Below are 18,983 nucleotides of genomic sequence, written 5' to 3' on the forward strand. Positions count from 1 at the left end.
CTCAAAACCCGTACCCGCTACGACGAAGCAACCGCCTGGTCACACCACGCCCAATCCCATGCCGCTTGACACCCAACGACATGGGGTGTCTGACCGGTTCCAGCTGTTTCCACAGGGTAGGGCGGAATCGTTGGAGACGCGCCTCACGGACTGGCCAGGCCCGAGCGTCCTCTCGGTACCTCTTCGCCGGAAGTCGGGCGGCCGTGGACGAGCAGTAGGCGGTGGAGCGGGCGGAGGGCTCTATCCATGAGGCCGCCGACACCGCGTCTCCCAAGCCGATCCTGAAGAAGATCGGCTCCGCGTCGACCGTGGACGATCTCTCGGGCTTGCTGATGCTGTGGCGGGCCAGCATCCACCGCTGCCGGCCCGGCTCGTGGCGGCCGAACTCCCACACTGCGGGCAGACGGGCGGCGGACGCCGACTCCGGGGGGGGCGGTAGCTGCCCGCCACGTGATGGCTCACAAGTGCAATTGGGCCAAGCGAGGCGGGCCCGTGAGGGTTTCGCCGGTCGCGACAGGCATTGTGAGAGGCTGGGCCGTATGAACCGGTTGGGTTGGCTGGTGTGACCTCGCCGACCGGTGGCAGAGGGAGCCCGCGGCCTTCGGCCGCCCGCGCCGGTCGGCTGACGGTTACCCGTCTGAATACCTCAAGGCATGTCCGACGATCGGTGTGGAGGTCACGGTGAACTCGCTGAGAGTGGATGTCCTGGCCTTCGAGGCGCCGTGTGAGCGGTGTTCCTTCTCTTTTTGGTGGGTATTCGCGCTGTTGCCCTCGCACCGGCCGCGGGGTGACGAGTTCACCACCACGGACTTTCCCGAAGCGGTTGAGACGGCCCGCGACATCCTGGCGGAGCCGGACAGCGAGTCAAGCCTCCGCGAGCAGTTGGCTGACCGGCCGACGTGGCAGCGCGGGCGAGGTTTCAACCCCAACCGCTGCGCCTCCTGTGGGCACCAAGCCGGCTGGCACACGTTTGAGAAGATCGTTGACGAGGCCCTCTACGGAGGCTGGATTCTTGCCGCTGTGGGCCGGGTTCCCGTTGAACGGTGGCGTGCGATCAGGGGTGGCGGGCAAGGGATCAGCTGGCCGCACTGCTGACGCCGCCAACGAGGGCTCCATCACCTACCTGACGAGTTGGCGTGGTGGGAGGTGTGCCTGGGCCGGGGGGCGAGGATGCCTCGATCGGGCTGCGAAGAATCATGATGCGTGTGCTAACGGTCAAGTGCCGATGGCAGGACGACCTCTCGGTGCCCCCTACAGGGCCCCAAGATCGACCACGAAAGAGAAGGGTGCGGTGGCCTTCACCGTGCCGGTGAACATCTCGCCGTCCTTGTAGGCCCTGGTGGCGGGGTCGAGAACGTAGGTGTAGATGATCGGGACCCCGGTGGCGGCCTGTTCGACCCGCCAGTAGAAGGGGATGCCGGCCTTGGCGTACTGGTCCACCTTCACGATCCGGTCCGTGGTCTCCGAACCGGGCGACACGACCTCGACGACCAGGAGCACATGTTCGGGGCAGGTGGGCGTGAGGTCGATGGTCTCCGCCTGGTAGACGATGACGTCCGGACGACGGTTGGTGAGGGGAACGTCCTGCATGCGGACCTCGAAGTCCGTGTCGGCGTTCCAGTCCGGTCCCGCTGCCGCGTCCAGGGCATTGGCCAGGATTCGGGCGAGTCGGTTGTGCCGCTTGGACACACTCGGGCTCACAACGACCATTCCATCCACGATCTCAATGCCGGCACACTGCTCCTCGGACCAGGAGTCGTACTGCTCCGCGCTGATCGGCGTATGCATCCACCCGGGCTCCCCCGTCCCAGCGGTCACGGTGTACCTCCTTCGAGGAGCCTCGACAGTTCCAGCGCTGCTGGGCACAGCCTATTGTTCTGTGATAGCGGATCAGCCATGCGAGGCCGACCCGTGTGGGCCTCGCCGACGGGGGTTGGGCGTTGTGGGAGGCTGGGGCGTATGAACCGGTTGGCCGGCGCGACCTCGCCCTACTTGCTTCAGCACGCTGACAATCCGGTCGACTGGTGGCCCTGGGCGCCGGAGGCATTCGAGGAAGCCCGACGGCGCGAGGTGCCCGTACTGCTGTCGGTCGGCTACTCGGCGTGCCACTGGTGTCACGTCATGGCCCACGAGTCGTTCGAGGACGAGGCGACCGCTGCGTATCTCAATGAGCACTTCGTCTCGGTCAAGGTGGACCGGGAGGAGCGGCCGGATGTGGACGCGGTGTACATGGAGGCGGTGCAGGCGGCCACCGGGCAGGGGGGCTGGCCGATGACGGTGTTTCTGACCGCTGACGGGGAGCCGTTCTACTTCGGGACGTACTTCCCGCCGGAGCCGCGCCATGGGATGGCGTCCTTCCGGCAGGTGCTGGAAGGGGTCAGTGCCGCGTGGGCGGACCGGCGGGGTGAGGTCGCCGAGGTGGCGGGGAAGATCACGAGGGATCTGGCGGGGCGGTCGCTGGCGCACGGTGGGGAGGGTGTGCCGGGGGAGGAGCAGCTGGCGCAGGCGCTGCTGGGGCTGACGCGGGAGTACGACGAGAGGCACGGCGGCTTCGGCGGGGCGCCGAAGTTCCCGCCGTCGATGGTGCTGGAGTTTCTGCTGCGGCATCATGCGCGGACGGGGTCGGAGGGGGCGCTCCAGATGGCCGCCGACACCTGTGAGGCGATGGCGCGCGGCGGGATCTACGACCAGTTGGGCGGCGGGTTCGCCCGTTACGCGGTCGACCGGGAGTGGGTCGTGCCGCACTTCGAGAAGATGCTGTACGACAATGCGCTGCTGTGCCGCGTCTACGCACATCTGTGGCGGGCCACCGGTTCGGATCTCGCGCGCCGGGTCGCGCTGGAGACCGCCGACTTCATGGTGCGGGAGCTGCGGACGGCCGAGGGCGGGTTCGCCTCGGCGCTGGACGCCGACAGTGACGACGTCGACGGCAGGACCGCCGAGGGCGCGTTCTACGCGTGGACGCCGGGGCAGTTGCGCGATGTCCTCGGTGAGGAGGACGGGCGGCGGGCCGCCGAGGCGTACGGGGTGACCGATGACGGCACCTTCGAGCACGGGACCTCCGTACTCCGGCTCCCCGGTGGGAATGTCGATGAGTCGATCCGGGAGCGGCTGTTCGCGGCGCGGGAGGGACGGGCGCGGCCGGAGCGGGACGACAAGGTGGTCGCCGCGTGGAACGGGCTGGCGATCGCCGCGCTGGCCGAGGTGGGCGCGTACTTCGAGCGGCCGGATCTGATCGAGCGGGCCACGGAGGCGGCGGATCTGCTGGTGCGGCTGCACCTGGACGCCGGGGCCCGGCTCGCCCGTACGTCCAAGGACGGGCACGTCGGCGCGAACTCCGGGGTCCTGGAGGACTACGCCGATGTCGCCGAGGGCTTCATCGCGCTGGCGAACGTCACCGGGGAAGGGACGTGGCTGGAATTCGCCGGGTTCCTGCTGGACATCGTCATCGACCAGTTCACCGGCGAGAACGGGACGCTGTACGACACCGCCCATGACGCCGAGCGGCTGATCCGCCGCCCCCAGGACCCCACGGACAACGCGACCCCCTCCGGGTGGACGGCGGCGGCCGGCGCCCTGCTCTCGTACGCCGCCCACACCGGCTCCGAGGCCCATCGCAGCGCCGCCGAGGGCGCCCTCGGGGTGGTGAACGCCCTCGGGCCGCGCGCCCCGAGGTTCATCGGATGGGGGCTGGCGGTCGCCGAGGCGCTGCTCGACGGGCCGAGGGAAGTCGCGGTCGTCGGACCGGAGGACGATCCGGTGGCGGCGGGCCTGCACCGTACGGCGCTGCTGGCGAACGCACCCGGCGCGGTGGTGGCCGCGGGGGTGCCGGACGGGGACGAGTTCCCGCTGCTGCGGGGGCGCGGGCTGCTGGACGGGGGCGCGGCGGCGTATGTCTGCCGGGGTTTCGTCTGCCGGCGGCCGACCGGGGACGCGGTGGAGCTGGCGGGGGAGCTGTCCGGCTGATCCGGGGGCGCCGGGCGGTGAGGCCGGTGGGTGGTGGGTGAGGCCGTCGCGGCGCTGTCCCGGCTGCCAGGGGCCGGCTGCCAGGGGCCGGCTGCCAGGGGCCGGCTGCCAGGGGCCGGCCGCCACGGGCCGGATGCCACGGGTGGGCCCCGTCCCTATGGGCCATGCGTTCGCCCGGGGGCGCGGTCCGCATGCACGTGGGCGCGCGCCCCCTGCATATCGAACAGGACGAGAAGTTCTACGGCTCCGCCGTCCGCGCTTCCCAGCCAGTGCGGCAACGACGTGTCGAACTCGACGGCGTCGTCCGCTGTCACCCGCAGATCGCGCTCTCCGACCACCAGCCGCAGAGTGCCATGGAGGACGTACACCCACTCGAAGCCCTCGTGGGTCTGCGGTGTCGGTTCGAGTGGCTCCGGCCGGGCCGGAATGATCATCTTGAAGGCTTGGGTACCGCCCGGCCGCCGGAACAGGGGGAGGAACGTCATCCCGAACCGCCGGATCGGCTTCAGATGGATCCGGGGGTCGCCGGCGCGCGGGGCGCCCACGAGATCGTCCAGCGGTACGTCATAGGCGTGGGACAGACGCAGCAGCAGTTCAAGGGTCGCCCGGCGCTGACCGCTCTCCAGGCGGGACAGAGTGCTTTCGGACACTCCGGTGGTCGCGGACAGATCGGCGAGGGTGAGATCGCGCGCGTGCCGAAGCGCACGCAGGCGCGGTCCGACCGCGTCGAGTACGGCTTCCATCGCAGGGTCCATGGGACCAGCTTGCCGAAACGGCAAGGATCGACGCCACTCGTGACACATCGGCTGAGACTGGGCCACACGGAATCCCCGTACGGACGGAATCCCCGTACGGACGGAATCCCCGTACGGACGGGAACCCCGTACAGGCGCGGACCCCGTCCCTACGGAAGCTCCGTCCACACAGAACCCTGGTCACACGGAAACCGAGCGGAAGGAACCCCATGGAGAGCGCCGACGCGGCAACGTACTGGGACAAGGTGTACGCGGAGCGGCCCGCGTCCGCTGAGCCGAGGCCGAACGACCGCCTGGTCGAGACCGCCGCCGAACTGCCCCCGGGGGACGCGCTGGACCTCGGATGCGGTGGCGGCGGCGACGCGCTGTGGCTCGCGGGCCGGGGCTGGCGGGTCAGGGCCCTCGATGTCTCGGCCGTGGCGGTCACGCGTCTCACCCGGCAGGCCCGCTCACGCGGTCTGAGCGACCGGATCACCGCCGAGCAGCACGATGTGCGCGCCTCGCTGCCCGGCCTGCGGTTCGATCTGGTCACCGCCCACTACTTCCACACCCCCTACGAGCAGGACAGGACGGCGGTCCTCCGCTCCGCCGCCCACCGGCTGCGGCCGGGTGGGCGACTCCTGGTTGTCGATCACGGGTCGACAGCGCCGTGGTCATGGAATCAGGACCCGGATGTGCGGTATCCGACTCCTCAAGAGGTCGCCGCACCGCTGGACCTCTCACCCGAGCGGTGGAGCGTCGAACGCGCGGATACGCCCCACCGGATCGCGGTCGGCCCCGACGGGAGCACCGCCGAGGTGGTCGATCACGTCCTGCTGATCCGCCGGACCGCGTGATACCGCCGCCCCCTCCACGAGCACCACGCCTCAACAAGCACCGGTCCCAACCAGCACCGCACAAGGAGAACACCCGTGCCCACCGCGTCCCGCCGCCGTGACACCCCGCCGCCCCGCACCGCGAACAGCGAAGCCGAGGTCCTGCGCGGATTCCTCGACTATCTGCGTGCCTCGATCGCCACGAAGGTCGACGGAGCCGCGGAACCTCAGGTCCGGACAGCGGCGGTGCCCTCGGGCACCAGCCTGCTCGGCCTGCTCAGCCATCTGACCGCCGTCGAGAAAGCGACGTTTCTCGGCGAGAAGGTCACCAACTGGCAGGCGACATTCCAGCCCGCCCCTCAGGACAGCGTCGCCGACGTCGTCGCTCACTACCGGGCAACCGTCGACCGCGCGAACAAGGTCCTCGACGCATGCACCGACCTCGGCGCACCACTTCCCCGGCCGGGGCGTTCAGGCCAGTCGCCGAGCGTTCGCTGGGCACTCACCCACCTGATCGAGGAAACCGGTCGCCACGCGGGCCACGCGGACATCATCCGCGAACTCATCGACGGCACCACCGGGCGCTGAGCCCCACCAGCGAGCGGGCCCTCGGTGTCCGGCCGCGCGGCCAGGTGCCCGCCCGACCACCGTCCACGGTGTCACCGGCCCTGGCCATGGCGTCACCGGCTCCGACCACCGTCCACGGCGTCACCCGCTCCGGGCCCCGGCCATGGCGTCACCGGCTCCGACCACCGTCCACGGCGTCACCCGCTCCGGGCCCCGGCCATGGCGTCACCGGCTCCGGGCCCGCTAGAGCCGCAGCCCGTCCCTCAGCATCAGCAGCGCCTCGTCCATCAGCTCGATCGGATCGTCCTGGTGGCCCCGCTCCGCCCAGTACAGCACCGCCTCGCGCAGCGCCCCCAGCACCGCCGCCGTGAAGATCCGTACGGCCGGATCGGTCTCGTCCCGGCCGGTGCGCTCCACGAGCACCCGGATCAGCTGCTCGGACGTCACCGCCATGGCCTCGGTCGCCCGGGCCCGGACCGCCGGGATCTCCACCATCAGCCGGGTGCGCAGGATGACCTCGTCCCGCTCCTCGCGGAGCTGCTGCGCCAGGCCCTGTCCGATCACGAGACGGATCGAGTCCAGTGGGTCCTCTCCGGCCGGCCGGGCCCGCAGCGCGGTCTCCAGGACGGTGTCGAACCCGTCGGCGAGGAAGATGTCCTCCTTGGCCGGGAAGTAGCGGAAGACCGTGGACGTCGACACCCCCGCGGCCTCCGCGATCTGTTCGACCGTGGTCGCCTCGTAACCCCGCTCAGCGATCAGCCGGTACGTCGCCCGGCGGATCCCGATCCGCGTCTTGATCTTCTTGCGCTCACGCAGCCCCAGCCGTGGCCGCGACGGTCCGGCGGCGTCCTGGGATCTTCCCTGTGCGACGAGGCGCAGGGGAGTGCCGGTCGGGGTACGCGAGGTAGCGGCTGCCATACGACCATTGTCGGCCATCGACGCCCGGTGGATCCGGACGCGGCCGGGGGCGGACCGGCCGGGACGGACCGGCCGGGGCTCAGCTTTCGTACGCCACCAGTGAGATCCCCACGTAGTGGACGATGAACGCCGCCAGCGTCAGCGAGTGGAACACCTCGTGGAAGCCGAACCAGCGCGGTGACGGGTTCGGCCGCTTGATGCCGTAGACGACGCCGCCCGCGCTGTAGAGCAGTCCGCCGACGATCACCAGGACCAGGACCGCGATCCCGCCGGTCCGCAGGAAGTCGGGCAGGAAGAAGACGGCGGCCCAGCCCATCGCGAGGTAGCAGGGGGTGTAGAGCCAGCGCGGTGCGCCCACCCAGAAGACCCGGAAGGCGATGCCCGCCGCCGCTGCCGCCCAGATCGCCCAGAGCAGGGGGCGGGCGGTGGTGTCGGGGAGCAGGAGCATCGTCAGCGGGGTGTAGGTGCCCGCGATGATCAGGAAGATATTGGCGTGATCGAGTCGTCGCAGGACGGCCTCGCCGCGCGGGCCCCAGTTGCCCCGGTGGTAGACCGCGCTCACCCCGAAGAGCAGGCACGCGGTCAGCACGTAGATCGCGCAGGCCACCTGGGCCTTGGTGGAACCGGCGAGCAGGGTGAGTACCGCGCCCGCGACGACGACGGCCGGGAACATACCGGCGTGCAGCCAGCCGCGCAGCTTTGGCTTCACCGGGGGAGGGATTATCTCGGTCACTTCGGGCGCGGCATCCGTCATAGGGGGATGGTACCTACGGAGCCGTAGGTACCCCACGGCATGTGCCCCTTCCGGCCGGTCCCGGCTCTGACCAGGAAAGATCACATACGGGCCGGGCGGGGTTGGAGCGCCGGATGAGTGGCGATGCTCACGTGAGGTGCCCTCTGGACATATGGGCGCGGGTCACGGGATGATCAGATGAGTGCGGTCGGCACCGGATGAGCGGCTACGAAGCATCCGGGTCGCAGCCCCCACGGGGCAACAACCCTCAAACCCTCATTTAGGAGCGATCGTGGCGCGCGACATCGCGGCTCCCACTGCACCCACTGCACCCACCCATCACCGGGAGCTGATCTCCTGGGTCGATGAGATCGCGGCCATCACGGAGCCGGACAGCGTCGTCTGGTGTGATGGATCCGAGGCCGAATACGAGCGCCTGTGCGGGGAACTCGTCGCCAAGGGGACGTTCAAGAAGCTGGACCCGGTCAAACGCCCGAACTCGTACTACGCCGCGTCCGACCCGAGCGATGTCGCACGGGTGGAGGACCGGACCTTCATCTGCTCCGAGAAGGAGGCGGACGCGGGCCCCACGAACCACTGGCGGGCCCCCGCCGAGATGCGGGAGACGTTCACCGGGGAGAAGGGCGTCTTCCGGGGTTCGATGCGCGGCCGGACGATGTACGTCGTCCCGTTCTGCATGGGCCCGCTGGGCTCCGACCTCTCCGCGATCGGCGTCGAGATCACCGACTCCGCCTATGTCGCGGTCGCCATGCGCACCATGACCCGGATGGGCAAGCCGGTCCTGGACGAGCTGGGCGCCGACGGGTTCTTCGTCAAGGCCGTCCACACCCTCGGCGCACCGCTCGCCGAGGGCGAGCAGGACGTCCCCTGGCCGTGCAACGCCACCAAGTACATCTCGCACTTCCCCGAGAGCCGGGAGATCTGGTCGTACGGCTCCGGCTACGGCGGCAACGCCCTGCTCGGCAAGAAGTGCTACGCCCTGCGCATCGCCTCCGTCATGGCCCGCGACGAGGGCTGGCTGGCCGAGCACATGCTGATCCTCAAGCTCACCCCGCCGCAGGGCGGGCCCGAGGCCGTCAAGTACATCGCCGCCGCGTTCCCGTCCGCCTGCGGCAAGACCAACCTCGCCATGCTGGAGCCCACGATCTCCGGCTGGACCGTGGAGACCATCGGCGACGACATCGCCTGGATGCGGTTCGGCGAGGACGGCCAGCTGTACGCGATCAACCCCGAGGCCGGGTTCTTCGGTGTCGCGCCCGGCACCGGCGAGCACACCAACGCCAACGCCATGAAGACGATGTGGGGCAACTCCGTCTTCACCAATGTCGCGCTCACCGACGACAACGACGTGTGGTGGGAGGGCATGACCGAAACCGCCCCCGCGCACCTCACGGACTGGAAGGGCAACGACTGGACGCCCGCGTCCGATACGCCGGCCGCCCACCCCAACGCCCGCTTCACCGTCCCGGCCGGGCAGTGCCCGATCATCGCGGACGAGTGGGAGGACCCCAAGGGCGTGCCGATTTCGGCGATCCTCTTCGGCGGCCGGCGTGCCACCGCCGTCCCGCTGGTCACCGAGTCCTTCAGCTGGCAGCACGGGGTCTTCCTCGGCGCCAACGTCGCGTCCGAGAAGACCGCAGCCGCCGAGGGCAAGGTCGGCGAGCTGCGCCGCGACCCGTTCGCGATGCTGCCGTTCTGCGGCTACAACATGGGCGACTACATGGCCCACTGGCTCAAGGTCGGCAAGGCCGCCACCGAGCGGGGCGACGCCGGCAAACTGCCGAAGATCTACTACGTGAACTGGTTCCGCAAGAACGACGCGGGCAAGTTCGTCTGGCCGGGATTCGGCGAGAACAGCCGCGTACTGAAGTGGATCGTGGAGCGCCTGGCGGGCACGGCCGAGGGCGTCGAGACCCCGATCGGCATCCTGCCGACCCGGGACGCCATCGACACCGACGGCCTCGACCTGGCCGACGACGACCTCGACTTCCTGCTCAAGGTCGACAACGACGTCTGGCGCGAGGAGGCCGCCCTGGTCCCCGAGCACCTCAACACCTTCGGCGACCACACGCCCAAGGAGCTGTGGGACGAGTACCGCGCCCTGGTCGGCCGCCTCGGCTGAGGCAGCCCGCACCCGGCACCCTGCTCGCGGCCGGTTCGCAGAGCCTGCCCTACGGAGCCGGTGGCCGGTCCGCAGAGCCGGCGGCCCGTTCACGGAGTCGGTGGCCGGTTCACGGAGTCGGTGGCCGGTTCGTGGAGCCAGCGGCCCGTTCGTAGATCGTCGCGGCGGATCAACCCGACATCCGCCCTGACCTGTGGGGTCACCCAGGTCCGCCGCGTCCTGGCCCCCGGAGCCCCCTCACGGCTCCGGGGGCCGCTTTCCGTCGTACGGGCCCGCCCCTCGCTCGGTCCGCTGCGGGCCCGTACGGCAGGCCCGCCCGGCAGGCCCGGGCGCAGCGTACGGCGAGCGCGTTCGCTTCTCAGCGCGACGGCGACACCAGGCCCAGCTCATAGGCGATGATGACCAGCTGGACCCGGTCACGGGCCGCCAGCTTGGTGAGCAGCCGCCCCACATGGGCCTTGGCCGTGGCCGGGCTGATGAAGAGCTGGGCGGCGATCTCGTGGTTGGACAGACCGCGCCCGACGAGGGTGAGCACCTCGCGTTCCCGGCCGGTGACGCCCTCGATCGCCCGGTGCGGGGGCGCGGCCGGGGGTTCGGGGCGGGCGGCGAACTCCTCGATCAGGCGGCGCGTCACGCTCGGCGCGATCAGGGCCTCGCCTGCGGCGACCACCCGGATCGCGGTGAGGATGTCGTCGAGGTCCATGTCCTTGACGAGGAATCCGCTCGCGCCCGCGCGCAGCGCGCCGTAGACGTATTCGTCGTCGTCGAAGGTGGTGAGGACGAGGACCCGTGCCGCGCTCGGGCCCGCCGTGATCAGCGCGGTCGCCTCGATGCCGTTCATGCCGGGCATCCGGATGTCCATGACCACCACATCGGGCCGCACGTCCTCGGCGAGCCGCACCGCCTCGCTGCCCGTGCCCGCCTCCCCCACGATCTCGATACCGGCGCTCTCCGCGATGAGCACGCGCAGCCCGGCGCGGACCAGCGGCTGGTCGTCGACGAGTACGGTACGGACGAGGGGGCGAGTCACAGCGTCGCCACAGGCACCGGGAGCCGCGCCGCCACGCGGAAGCCGCCTTCGGGACGGGGCCCGGCGGTGAACTGGCCGTGCAGCAGGGCGGCCCGCTCGCGCATCCCGATGATGCCGAATCCGGTACCCGCGGTCGCGGGCCCGGGACCGTCGTCGGTGATCTCGATGGCCAGTCCGTCCTCCTGGTAGTCGATGACCACCCGGCACTCGTGCGTGTCCGCGTGGCGGACCACGTTGGTGACCCCCTCCTGGATGACGCGGAAGGCGGACAGTTCGACGTCCACGGGCAGCGGGCGCCGGACTCCCCGCCACTCGACGTCGACCCGTACCCCGCCGTCCTTCGTGGCCGCGACCAGCCGGTCGACGTCCGTCAGGCCCGGCGCGGGGGCCGACGGCGCCCCTTGCGGACCGGCCTCGCGAAGAGCCCCCAGCATGCGCCGCAGCCCGGCCAGGGTCTCCCTGCTGGTGGTCTCGACGACGGCCAGTGAGGAGCGTGCCTCCTCCGGGCGGGTGTCGATGACCCGGCGGCCCGTGCCGGCCTGGATGGCGATGATGCCGATGCTGTGCGCGACCATGTCGTGCAGCTCGCGGGCGATCCGCAGCCGCTCGGCGGTGACAGCCTGGGCCGCGGCCTGGGCCCGTACGGTCGCGGCGTGTTCGCGGCGCTCCTGGACCCGGTAGCCGGTCAGCCAGGCGAGGGCGAGCAGCAGGACGAGGAACACGACGCCCGAAAGGAAGGCGTCCGACCCGGTCCGGTAGTAGCCGGCGGCGGCGATCTGCACGGCGAGGGCCGAGGCCGCGGCGGCGAGCCCCGTCCAGCGCCTTCGGGTGGCGGCGATCCAGCCGACGGCCAGATCGGTCAACAGCGCCTGCAGCCAGCCGATCTGCCACGCGGGATCCGGTGCCATGAAGGGGAAGTCCGCCAGGTTCGACGCCGCTGTCACCGTCGCGGCGAAGGAACCGGCCAGCATCAGCGCCAGGGCCGGCAACGGCCGACGCCGCAGCAGGGGCAGGGCCAGCATCGCGAGCACGGCGGGCAGCAGGAGCCGGCTGCCGGTGGGCTCGGGCTCATTGAGCACCGCCACATACAGCAGGACCGGGTAGGCGAGCGCTCCGCACCAGGCCAGGGCGGGCGCCAGGGCCGGTCGCAGGTGCCAGGAGCGGGTGGAGCGGGGTGAGGCGCTCATGCCGCGATCATAGGTACGGGCCGGTGCCGGGGCATCGGCCCGCAGGCGTACGCCCCTGGGCGGTACCCGGTGGGCAGAGTGTGGCCCGCGAACCGATGCCGCGCGGGCACGGCCCACGCCATCGTGGCCCGGTGATCGAAATCAACGGACTGACGAAGCGATACGGCGCCACCACCGCCGTCGACGGCCTGACCTGCACCGTACGCCCCGGCCATGTCACCGGGTTCCTCGGCCCGAACGGCGCGGGCAAGTCCACCACGCTGCGGATGATCCTCGGCCTGTCCACCCCCACCAGCGGCACCGTCCTCGTCAACGGGCGGCCGTTCCGGGGACTCCCGCGCGGGCTGCGGCACGCCGGGGCACTGCTCGACGCCCATGACGTGCACGGCGGACGCACCGCACGGGCGCACTTGTCGGCCCTGGCCCACAGCAACGGGCTGCCGCGCCGCCGGGTGGACCAGGTCCTGGCGGAGGTGGGGCTGACCACCGCGGGCCGGCGCCGCATCGGAGGGCTTTCGCTGGGGATGAAGCAGCGGCTGGGCATCGCCGTGGCTCTGCTCGGCGACCCGCCCGTACTGCTCTTCGACGAGCCGCTCAACGGGCTGGATCCGGACGGCGTGCGGTGGGTGCGCGGCCTGTTCCGGCGGCTGGCCGAGGAGGGCCGTACGGTGCTGGTCTCCAGCCATCTGATGCGCGAGATGGAGCACACCGCCCAGCAACTGATCGTCATCGGCCGGGGCGAGCTGATCGCCGCGGAGAGCCTGGCGGACTTCGCGGCCCGCGGCGCCCGGCCGAGCGTGACCGTCCGGACGCCCGATGCCGCCGGACTGACGTCCGCCCTCGCCGCGGCGGGCGCGAGCGTCCACCACGAGGACGACGGCTCGTGCACCGTGACCGGACTGGGCGCGGAGCGCATCGGCGAACTCGCCCTGCGCCACCGCGTCCCGCTGCACGAACTCACCCCCCGGTCCGCCTCCCTGGAGGAGGCGTTCATGGGACTCACCGCGGACAGCGTCGAGTACAGCTCGGTCGGTAACGGCTCAGCCGACTACCGCTCAGCCGATGACCGCTCGGTCGATGACCGCTCGGTCGAGCACGGCTCAGTCGAGTACGGCTCAGGAGGAACAGCATGACCGCGGGGACGATGCCCGAGCCGCAGGTGTACGCGAGTGCTGTCGACTCCCGTGCCCGGTTCCGTGATCTCCTCGTCGCCGAGTGGATCAAACTGTGGTCGCTGCGCTCCACCTACTGGGTCCTCGGCAGCGGCGCGCTGACCGTCGTCGGGATCAATGTGAACTCGGCCTGGTCCAACGCCGACCGGCTGGCTCGCCAGCCGGAACTGCCGCCCGCCCCGCCGCCCGGACTCCCCGAGATGCCGCAACTGCTGTTCGATCCGCTGGCGAGCGCCTTCGTCGACCCGGCCTGGCAGCTCCTCATGGTCGTCACCGGCAGCGTGGGTGCCATCGCGGTCTTCGGCGAGTACGGCAGCGGACTGATCCGTACCACCTTCGCCGCCGTCCCCGCGCGCCGGTCGGTGATGGCGGCGAAGGCGACAGTCATGGCGGCGGTCATGCTCGTCCTCGGCGCAGCCGTCGCAGGCGCCTCGTTCGGCGTGACCCAGGCGATCCTGCGCGACCACCACGGCCTGGCCATCGGCGACCCCGGGGCCCTGCGGGCCGTCGCCGCCTCCGCGCTGCTCGCCCCGCTGTGCGCCCTCGTCGGCATGGCTTTCGCCGCCCTCATCCGGCACGCCGCGGGCACCGTCGTCACGGTCGTCGGTGTGCTCCTGCTGCTGCCGGCGCTCTTCCGGGGCGAGACCTATCGGTGGGTCAAGGAGACCGGGAACGCGATGCCGCTCACCGCATGGGAAGCCCTGGTGCGAAACCCCGGGCGGGAGTACGACATGGGCGAGTACCCGGTGTCGGTCACCGAGGCGTGGGTGGTCTTCGGTGCCTGGTCACTCGTCGCGGCGGTCACCGCCGTGGCCGTCGTGCACCGCCGCGACCTGTGAGCGGCACAGGCGACTCTCCCCGCTTCTCGCAGGCGACCAGTCGCGAATGATCCGTTGCCGACCACCAGCCGTGAACCACCGGCCGTGAACCACCGGCCGTGAACCACCGGTCGTGCGAATGGCGCCCGGTCCACGCGCCTCGGCGGCCCGGGACCGGGGCCGTCAGCGGGCGCCGACCAGACGGAGTCCGTCCAGGGCGGCGGTATGGGCGTCCATCCGCTCGGCGGCGAGGATCGCGACCGTGGTGTCGGCGCGGGACGCCGCCACCACCAGAGCGCGCCCGGCCAGGGCATGGGCCCGGCGGTGCAGCGCGGCGGGATCGGCGCCCCGGGGCGGCGCGTGGCGGACCGGCGGTGCGCCACGGAGCCGGGTGACCTGGGCCGCGATGCGCTCGGCGGCCTCCTCGTCGGCCAGCTCGTCGGTCACGGCCAGCAGGGCGGAGAGATGGCCGGCGAGCTGGATGTCCAGCTCCTCCTCGCGGGTGCGATGGGGGAACCCGGCGTCGTCGGCGGTCGTGTGAACAGACTTGGTGCGGATTGGCTCGTACATGGGGGATGGCCTCCTGCTCACTGTCAGGAGACCATCCTAGCTTGGATTCAGTCTAAAGTTGAGCGAAGTCGGACCGGGCGCGGGTGCCGGGCAGCGCCGAGCCGGCACCGGCTCAGTGCTGGCTGTAGCCGTCCAGGAACGACCCGATCCGGGTCACCGCGTCCGCCAGTTCCTTCGCCGCGGGCAGGGTCACGATGCGGAAGTGATCCGGTTCCGGCCAGTTGAACCCCGTACCGTGCACGACCATGATCTTCTCGCTGCGCAGCAGATCCAGGACCATCTGCCGGTCGTCCTTGATCTTGTAGACCTTGGGGTCGAGCCGGGGGAACAGATACAGCGCCCCCTTCGGCTTCACGCACGTGACCCCGGGGATCCGGGTGAGCAGGTCGTACGCGATGTCCCGCTGCTCCAGGATCCGCCCGCCGGGCAGGACGAGGTCGTCGATCGACTGGCGTCCGCCGAGCGCCGTGGCCACCGCGTGCTGCGAGGGCATGTTCGCGCACAGCCGCATATTGGCCAGAATCGTGAGGCCCTCCATATACGAGGAGGCGTGGGCCGTGGGCCCGCAGACCGCCAGCCAGCCGGAGCGGTAGCCCGCCACCCGGTAGTTCTTGGAGAGCCCGTTGAAGGTGAGGACCATCAGATCGGGGGCGATCGCGGCGGTCGGGGTGTGGGTCGCGCCGTCGTAGAGGATCTTGTCGTAGATCTCGTCGGAGCAGACGATCAGCCGGTGGCGGCGGGCGATCTCGGTGAGCCCGCGCAGCATCTCGTCGTCGTACACGGCCCCGGTGGGGTTGTTCGGGTTGATGATCACGATCGCCTTGGTGCGGTCGGTGATCTTCCGCTCCACGTCGGCGAGGTCGGGCATCCAGTCGGCCTGCTCGTCGCAGCGGTAGTGGACGGCCGTGCCGCCGGCGAGCGATACGGAGGCGGTCCACAGCGGGTAGTCCGGCGCGGGGACGAGCACCTCGTCGCCGTCGTCGAGCAGCGCCTGCATCGACATCTGGATCAGCTCGGAGACACCGTTGCCGAGGTAGATGTCCTCGACATCCAGCTCGATGTCCTTGGTCTGGTAGTACTGCATCACCGCGCGCCGTGCGGAGAGCAGACCCTTCGCGTCCCCGTAGCCGTGTGCGTCACCGAGATTGCGGAGGACGTCCTCCAGGATCTCGGGCGGGCACTCGAATCCGAAGGCCGCGGGGTTGCCGGTGTTCAGCTTGAGGATGCGGTGCCCTGCTGCCTCCAGCCGCATCGCCTCCTCAAGGACCGGCCCCCGGATCTCATAACAGACATTTGCGAGCTTCGTCGACTGAATCACCTGCATGCCGCTGAGCTTACGGGCGTGTAACGGGGACCGCCGAGTCTTTTCGCCCGCGCAGGTGGAGCGGGAATGCCGACCCGGCCGCTCAGGGATGGTGAGAGAGGTGTACGCCCTTGGAATACATCCTCGGGACTGGCCCGCCGCCTGCGGATTACGCGGCGCGGCCGGGCGAATGATGAATGCGTGTTGCCCTCGTCACTCATCCGGTAAGGCGGGCGTCTCCCGGTGGACGCCGCCGGCAATGCCCACCGCCCCGGCCGGGCAATGCGCACCGCCCGGCCGCCCATGCGGACCGCCCCGGCCACCGAGGTGACCGGGGCGGCTCACACACTCAGAACCGCTTCACAGCCGGATGGCTACGGGCATTCCTTCCAGGCGAGGCGGTAGATGGTGTTGATGGCTCCGTCGGTGGAGTCCATCGTCATGAAGCTGGTGGTCTGCGTCCGGTCGGAGAGGCCCGGGTTCACACGCAATTCGGTGTTGATGTTGAAGTTGCGCTTCGCACCGCACTGGGCCCAGACCAGCTGGCCCCACTCGGTGGTGTTGGTGGCCTGCCAGTTGTCGTTCAGCGGCCCACGGAAGGTGTGGGACCTGCTGGCCGTGTCCGGCGACCCCTGGAAGTAGTACGACGCCTTGGAAACGCCGCTCGCCGTGGGCTCCAGGCTCGCGAAGCCGCGGTAGTCCGTGCTGGCGACCGCGTAGGTGAAGCCGTGCGGCACATGCACGATCAGGCTGAGCTGGCAGTTCTTGCGGAAGTCCGTCGGGGAGGCGCCCACGCCCACCTTGGCGAGGTAGTCGCTGTAGGTGACGGTGAAGGCGGTGTTGTCCTCGGAGACGGCCACGGCGGCGGTCCCGGGACGACAACCCGAACCATTGATGGTCGCTATCTCGATCGCGATCTTGTTGGGCGGGGCGACGATGGTCGCCGACGCGGGCTGGGCGCCGAGCAGCGAAGCCAGCGCCGCGGCTGCCACACCGCCCGCTAAAAGTGCACGAGGCATGATTCTCCGATCGGGGGAAATGAGAATTCTTTCATCCGGGAAAGGTCATGACCGGCCAGGGTCATGTCAACTCTTCAACTTTTACAGATGTCTGTTCGAAGAGCCGGACAGTCGGAATGTTAGGTACCGGAGCAGGGGCTGGCTAGTGACTTTGTGAGTTCCTTCGAACTCGGTCGTGAGTTGGCGCAAAAACAGCCCCGAGACACCCTTTCGGGTATCTCGGGGCTGCCAAGTACTGACTAAATGTCAGTCATTCAATGCTGACCTGAAGTCAGGAATACTGACCCGAAGTCAGGCGTTGATGCAGGTGTTGCCGAAGGCCGGGTTCAGCAGGCCGATCACGTTGATCGAGTTGCCGCAGACGTTCACGGGAACGTGAACCGGAACCTGAATCACGTTGCCGGACAGCACGCCGGGCGAACCGACGGCTGCACCGTGGGCGCCCGCGTCAGCCATGGCCGGAGCGGCCGAACCCAGCGCCATGATGACACCCGCGACGACGGCAGCAGCCTTCTTGTGCTTCATTTCATTGATCCTTTCAGCGGTGGTGCGCCACACAGCCGCGACCCTCGCGCTGCGCCGACAGTTTCCTGTTCATGAGCACCCCCACAGATCTAGTAACGATGGGGTTCCCGCAAAGAAACCTCCATATGGCCGCCAGTTCGAAAAGTCACTCGTATGCAGCACAGGTAATTTGTCGAACCGACGAACGTTCCTCATGGAGATATTGCCGGAGAGATTATCCGGCTACTTCACGAACGTCTTTTCCCATTCATGGGAACAAGAGAACGGGTGGCGTCCTGAAGTGTGGTCCTGAAGTACGGTCCTGAAGTGTGGTCCTGAAGTACGTCGTGCGCCGGGAGGGCACCGAAGGGCCCTGCCCTCGAATGAGAGTGCCCCCGAACGCTCGGCGCTCAGGGGCACAGTCATGGTCTCGGTGCTCAGTTGTTGCCGGCGCCGTTGCCCGACAGGATCGGGATGTTGCTGAGGATGTGCGACAGCGGCTCGTCGCCCTTGGCCTGCGTCGAGTTCTCGGTGCACTGCTGGTTCTGCGGCGCCGAGAGGATCGGGATGTCCTGGACGGCGATCGGGACGACGCCGATGAGGGAGCCGACGTTCGCCTTGGCGGGCAGGCCGATGCAGGGCTTGTTCAGGGAGCCCTGGACGAGGGCCATCTGCGGGCTCATGTCACCGTGCGTGGACTGGTTGCCGTACGCCTGCGTGGCACCGTTGCCGCTGAAGGACGTGGTGCCGCCGTCGTTGCCGATGGCCATGGCGGGGGTGGCCATCGCGGCACCGGCGCCCACCATCGACGCGGTGACCGCAGCGGTAGCCAGAATCTTCTTGATCACGTGTAGTCCCTTTTCGCTATGAACGATCGATCGTGGAGCAGACTGATCAACTGCCCTCGACCTGTTTGGTTCCGGCCGGTCACCCGAATGCCGCAATACGCGAGGGTGATGCCGTACGGAATATTGACGGAGGGTCCGATGAAGGGAACCTCAGTCGATCGGAGCGGATTGTCGCGCGAATCCGGGCACGCCCTGCGTAACCGGAGACGCGAATGTCCCACGAGGCACGGCGCCGCCCGGCAGGCGGACCGCACCGAAACGGTTCGCCCATTCGCGAACCGCCCGGTCATTCAAACACCGCCGCCGCGCCGAACGGTCCAAGGGTTCACCCGTTTGCGGAATGAATGCTTGAAACGCGAAATTGTCATGCGCCCGGCGCGGAGTGTCGCTGGGGAGTCCCCCGCCCTCCGTGAGGTCCGGCGCGGTCGCGGTCGCGGTCGGTCGCCCGCGAGCGCGCGCCGTTTCCGGGAGTTCTCAGGGGGCTCAGGGTTTCCGGCGTCCCGGCGCGGGGTTCCGGCGCGGGGTGCCGGGACTTCCCGGGAAACCCGGAGTCCCCGGCGATTCCGGGTCCCTGGCGTGATTCCGGTTCCCTGGCGTCCCCGGCGATTGCCCGCCGCCGGGCAGCGCGAAAACCC

The 18,983-nt window shown here is 69.8% G+C and carries 18 protein-coding genes; 7 read left to right on the forward strand and 11 right to left on the reverse strand.

Features of this window, described 5'->3' with window-relative positions:
- Positions 1-681: 681 nt before the first annotated feature.
- On the forward strand, positions 682-1,095 hold the full coding sequence (locus ACWF94_RS10435; RefSeq protein WP_453486679.1) for a hypothetical protein: 414 nt from the start codon (positions 682-684) through the stop codon (positions 1,093-1,095).
- Between the two features lie 156 nt (positions 1,096-1,251).
- Here ACWF94_RS10435 and ACWF94_RS10440 read toward each other — a convergent pair whose 3' ends face one another.
- Complete coding sequence (locus ACWF94_RS10440) at positions 1,252-1,788, reverse strand: Uma2 family endonuclease (RefSeq protein WP_453486717.1); 537 nt, start codon at positions 1,786-1,788, stop codon at positions 1,252-1,254.
- A gap of 171 nt (positions 1,789-1,959) precedes the next feature.
- On the opposite strand from ACWF94_RS10440, the gene ACWF94_RS10445 reads away from it, so the two are divergent.
- Positions 1,960-3,966: a thioredoxin domain-containing protein gene (locus ACWF94_RS10445; protein ID WP_453486681.1), complete on the forward strand. Its 2,007-nt coding sequence runs from the start codon at positions 1,960-1,962 to the stop codon at positions 3,964-3,966.
- Positions 3,967-4,121: 155 nt separating this feature from the next.
- Here the strand turns inward: ACWF94_RS10445 and ACWF94_RS10450 are convergent, their stop codons facing one another.
- Positions 4,122-4,721: a helix-turn-helix domain-containing protein gene (locus ACWF94_RS10450; protein WP_453486684.1), complete on the reverse strand. Its 600-nt coding sequence runs from the start codon at positions 4,719-4,721 to the stop codon at positions 4,122-4,124.
- 209 nt (positions 4,722-4,930) lie between these two features.
- Here ACWF94_RS10450 and ACWF94_RS10455 point away from each other — a divergent pair, with 209 nt between their 5' ends.
- Together ACWF94_RS10455 and ACWF94_RS10460 are read left to right on the forward strand one after the other, a co-directional pair.
- Complete coding sequence (locus ACWF94_RS10455; protein ID WP_453486686.1) at positions 4,931-5,557, forward strand: SAM-dependent methyltransferase; 627 nt, start codon at positions 4,931-4,933, stop codon at positions 5,555-5,557.
- Positions 5,558-5,632: 75 nt separating this feature from the next.
- A complete protein-coding gene (locus ACWF94_RS10460) occupies positions 5,633-6,124 on the forward strand; it encodes a DinB family protein (protein ID WP_453486688.1) in 492 nt (163 codons plus the stop codon).
- A gap of 222 nt (positions 6,125-6,346) precedes the next feature.
- Here the strand turns inward: ACWF94_RS10460 and ACWF94_RS10465 are convergent, their stop codons facing one another.
- A complete protein-coding gene (locus tag ACWF94_RS10465) occupies positions 6,347-7,021 on the reverse strand; it encodes a TetR/AcrR family transcriptional regulator (RefSeq protein ID WP_453486690.1) in 675 nt (224 codons plus the stop codon).
- A 79-nt stretch (positions 7,022-7,100) separates the two neighbouring features.
- Complete coding sequence (trhA, locus tag ACWF94_RS10470) at positions 7,101-7,775, reverse strand: PAQR family membrane homeostasis protein TrhA (protein ID WP_453486693.1); 675 nt, start codon at positions 7,773-7,775, stop codon at positions 7,101-7,103.
- A gap of 271 nt (positions 7,776-8,046) precedes the next feature.
- Here trhA and ACWF94_RS10475 point away from each other — a divergent pair, with 271 nt between their 5' ends.
- The gene (locus tag ACWF94_RS10475) at positions 8,047-9,897 is read left to right on the forward strand and encodes a phosphoenolpyruvate carboxykinase (GTP) (protein WP_453486695.1); all 1,851 of its coding nucleotides are present in this window, start codon (positions 8,047-8,049) and stop codon (positions 9,895-9,897) included.
- 358 nt (positions 9,898-10,255) lie between these two features.
- Here the strand turns inward: ACWF94_RS10475 and ACWF94_RS10480 are convergent, their stop codons facing one another.
- Both ACWF94_RS10480 and ACWF94_RS10485 read right to left on the reverse strand, forming a co-directional pair.
- Positions 10,256-10,927 carry a response regulator gene (locus tag ACWF94_RS10480; RefSeq protein WP_453486697.1) on the reverse strand — a complete coding sequence of 224 codons (672 nt, stop codon included), beginning with the start codon at positions 10,925-10,927 and terminating at the stop codon, positions 10,256-10,258.
- Positions 10,924-12,114: a sensor histidine kinase gene (locus ACWF94_RS10485; protein ID WP_453486700.1), complete on the reverse strand. Its 1,191-nt coding sequence runs from the start codon at positions 12,112-12,114 to the stop codon at positions 10,924-10,926. The genes ACWF94_RS10480 and ACWF94_RS10485 overlap by 4 nt, the downstream gene beginning before the upstream one ends.
- Before the next feature lie 131 nt (positions 12,115-12,245).
- Here ACWF94_RS10485 and ACWF94_RS10490 point away from each other — a divergent pair, with 131 nt between their 5' ends.
- Both ACWF94_RS10490 and ACWF94_RS10495 read left to right on the forward strand, forming a co-directional pair.
- A complete protein-coding gene (locus tag ACWF94_RS10490) occupies positions 12,246-13,247 on the forward strand; it encodes an ABC transporter ATP-binding protein (protein ID WP_453486702.1) in 1,002 nt (333 codons plus the stop codon).
- A complete protein-coding gene (locus ACWF94_RS10495; RefSeq protein WP_453486705.1) occupies positions 13,244-14,125 on the forward strand; it encodes an ABC transporter permease in 882 nt (293 codons plus the stop codon). Before ACWF94_RS10490 ends, ACWF94_RS10495 begins: the two co-directional genes overlap by 4 nt.
- Positions 14,126-14,287: 162 nt before the next feature.
- On the opposite strand, the gene ACWF94_RS10500 is transcribed toward ACWF94_RS10495, so the two are convergent.
- The 5 genes from ACWF94_RS10500 to ACWF94_RS10520 all read right to left on the reverse strand — a co-directional run bounded on the left by ACWF94_RS10500 (position 14,288) and on the right by ACWF94_RS10520 (position 18,348).
- Positions 14,288-14,674 carry an SCO4983 family protein gene (locus ACWF94_RS10500; RefSeq protein ID WP_453486707.1) on the reverse strand — a complete coding sequence of 129 codons (387 nt, stop codon included), beginning with the start codon at positions 14,672-14,674 and terminating at the stop codon, positions 14,288-14,290.
- Between the two features lie 112 nt (positions 14,675-14,786).
- Positions 14,787-15,998 carry a pyridoxal phosphate-dependent aminotransferase gene (locus ACWF94_RS10505; protein ID WP_453486709.1) on the reverse strand — a complete coding sequence of 404 codons (1,212 nt, stop codon included), beginning with the start codon at positions 15,996-15,998 and terminating at the stop codon, positions 14,787-14,789.
- A gap of 353 nt (positions 15,999-16,351) precedes the next feature.
- Positions 16,352-16,996: a DUF4360 domain-containing protein gene (locus ACWF94_RS10510; RefSeq protein ID WP_453486712.1), complete on the reverse strand. Its 645-nt coding sequence runs from the start codon at positions 16,994-16,996 to the stop codon at positions 16,352-16,354.
- A 291-nt stretch (positions 16,997-17,287) separates the two neighbouring features.
- On the reverse strand, positions 17,288-17,479 hold the full coding sequence (locus tag ACWF94_RS10515) for a chaplin (RefSeq protein ID WP_453486719.1): 192 nt from the start codon (positions 17,477-17,479) through the stop codon (positions 17,288-17,290).
- A 458-nt stretch (positions 17,480-17,937) separates the two neighbouring features.
- A complete protein-coding gene (locus tag ACWF94_RS10520; RefSeq protein WP_453486714.1) occupies positions 17,938-18,348 on the reverse strand; it encodes a rodlin in 411 nt (136 codons plus the stop codon).
- Between the last annotated feature and the right edge of the window lie 635 nt (positions 18,349-18,983).

It is taken from the genome of Streptomyces sp. NPDC055078 (assembly GCF_053607985.1).

Bases quoted from the DNA above. Each gene is read 5' to 3' on its own strand.
- ACWF94_RS10440 (WP_453486717.1), bottom strand. From the start codon at position 1,788: ATGCATACGCCGATCAGCGCGGAGCAGTACGACTCCTGGTCCGAGGAG.
- ACWF94_RS10445 (WP_453486681.1), top strand. From the start codon at position 1,960: ATGAACCGGTTGGCCGGCGCGACCTCGCCCTACTTGCTTCAGCACGCT.
- ACWF94_RS10450 (WP_453486684.1), bottom strand. From the start codon at position 4,721: ATGGACCCTGCGATGGAAGCCGTACTCGACGCGGTCGGACCGCGCCTG.
- ACWF94_RS10455 (WP_453486686.1), top strand. From the start codon at position 4,931: ATGGAGAGCGCCGACGCGGCAACGTACTGGGACAAGGTGTACGCGGAG.
- ACWF94_RS10465 (WP_453486690.1), bottom strand. From the start codon at position 7,021: ATGGCAGCCGCTACCTCGCGTACCCCGACCGGCACTCCCCTGCGCCTC.
- trhA (WP_453486693.1), bottom strand. From the start codon at position 7,775: ATGACGGATGCCGCGCCCGAAGTGACCGAGATAATCCCTCCCCCGGTG.
- ACWF94_RS10485 (WP_453486700.1), bottom strand. From the start codon at position 12,114: ATGAGCGCCTCACCCCGCTCCACCCGCTCCTGGCACCTGCGACCGGCC.
- ACWF94_RS10495 (WP_453486705.1), top strand. From the start codon at position 13,244: ATGACCGCGGGGACGATGCCCGAGCCGCAGGTGTACGCGAGTGCTGTC.
- ACWF94_RS10500 (WP_453486707.1), bottom strand. From the start codon at position 14,674: ATGTACGAGCCAATCCGCACCAAGTCTGTTCACACGACCGCCGACGAC.
- ACWF94_RS10505 (WP_453486709.1), bottom strand. From the start codon at position 15,998: ATGCAGGTGATTCAGTCGACGAAGCTCGCAAATGTCTGTTATGAGATC.
- ACWF94_RS10510 (WP_453486712.1), bottom strand. From the start codon at position 16,996: ATGCCTCGTGCACTTTTAGCGGGCGGTGTGGCAGCCGCGGCGCTGGCT.
- ACWF94_RS10515 (WP_453486719.1), bottom strand. From the start codon at position 17,479: ATGGCGCTGGGTTCGGCCGCTCCGGCCATGGCTGACGCGGGCGCCCAC.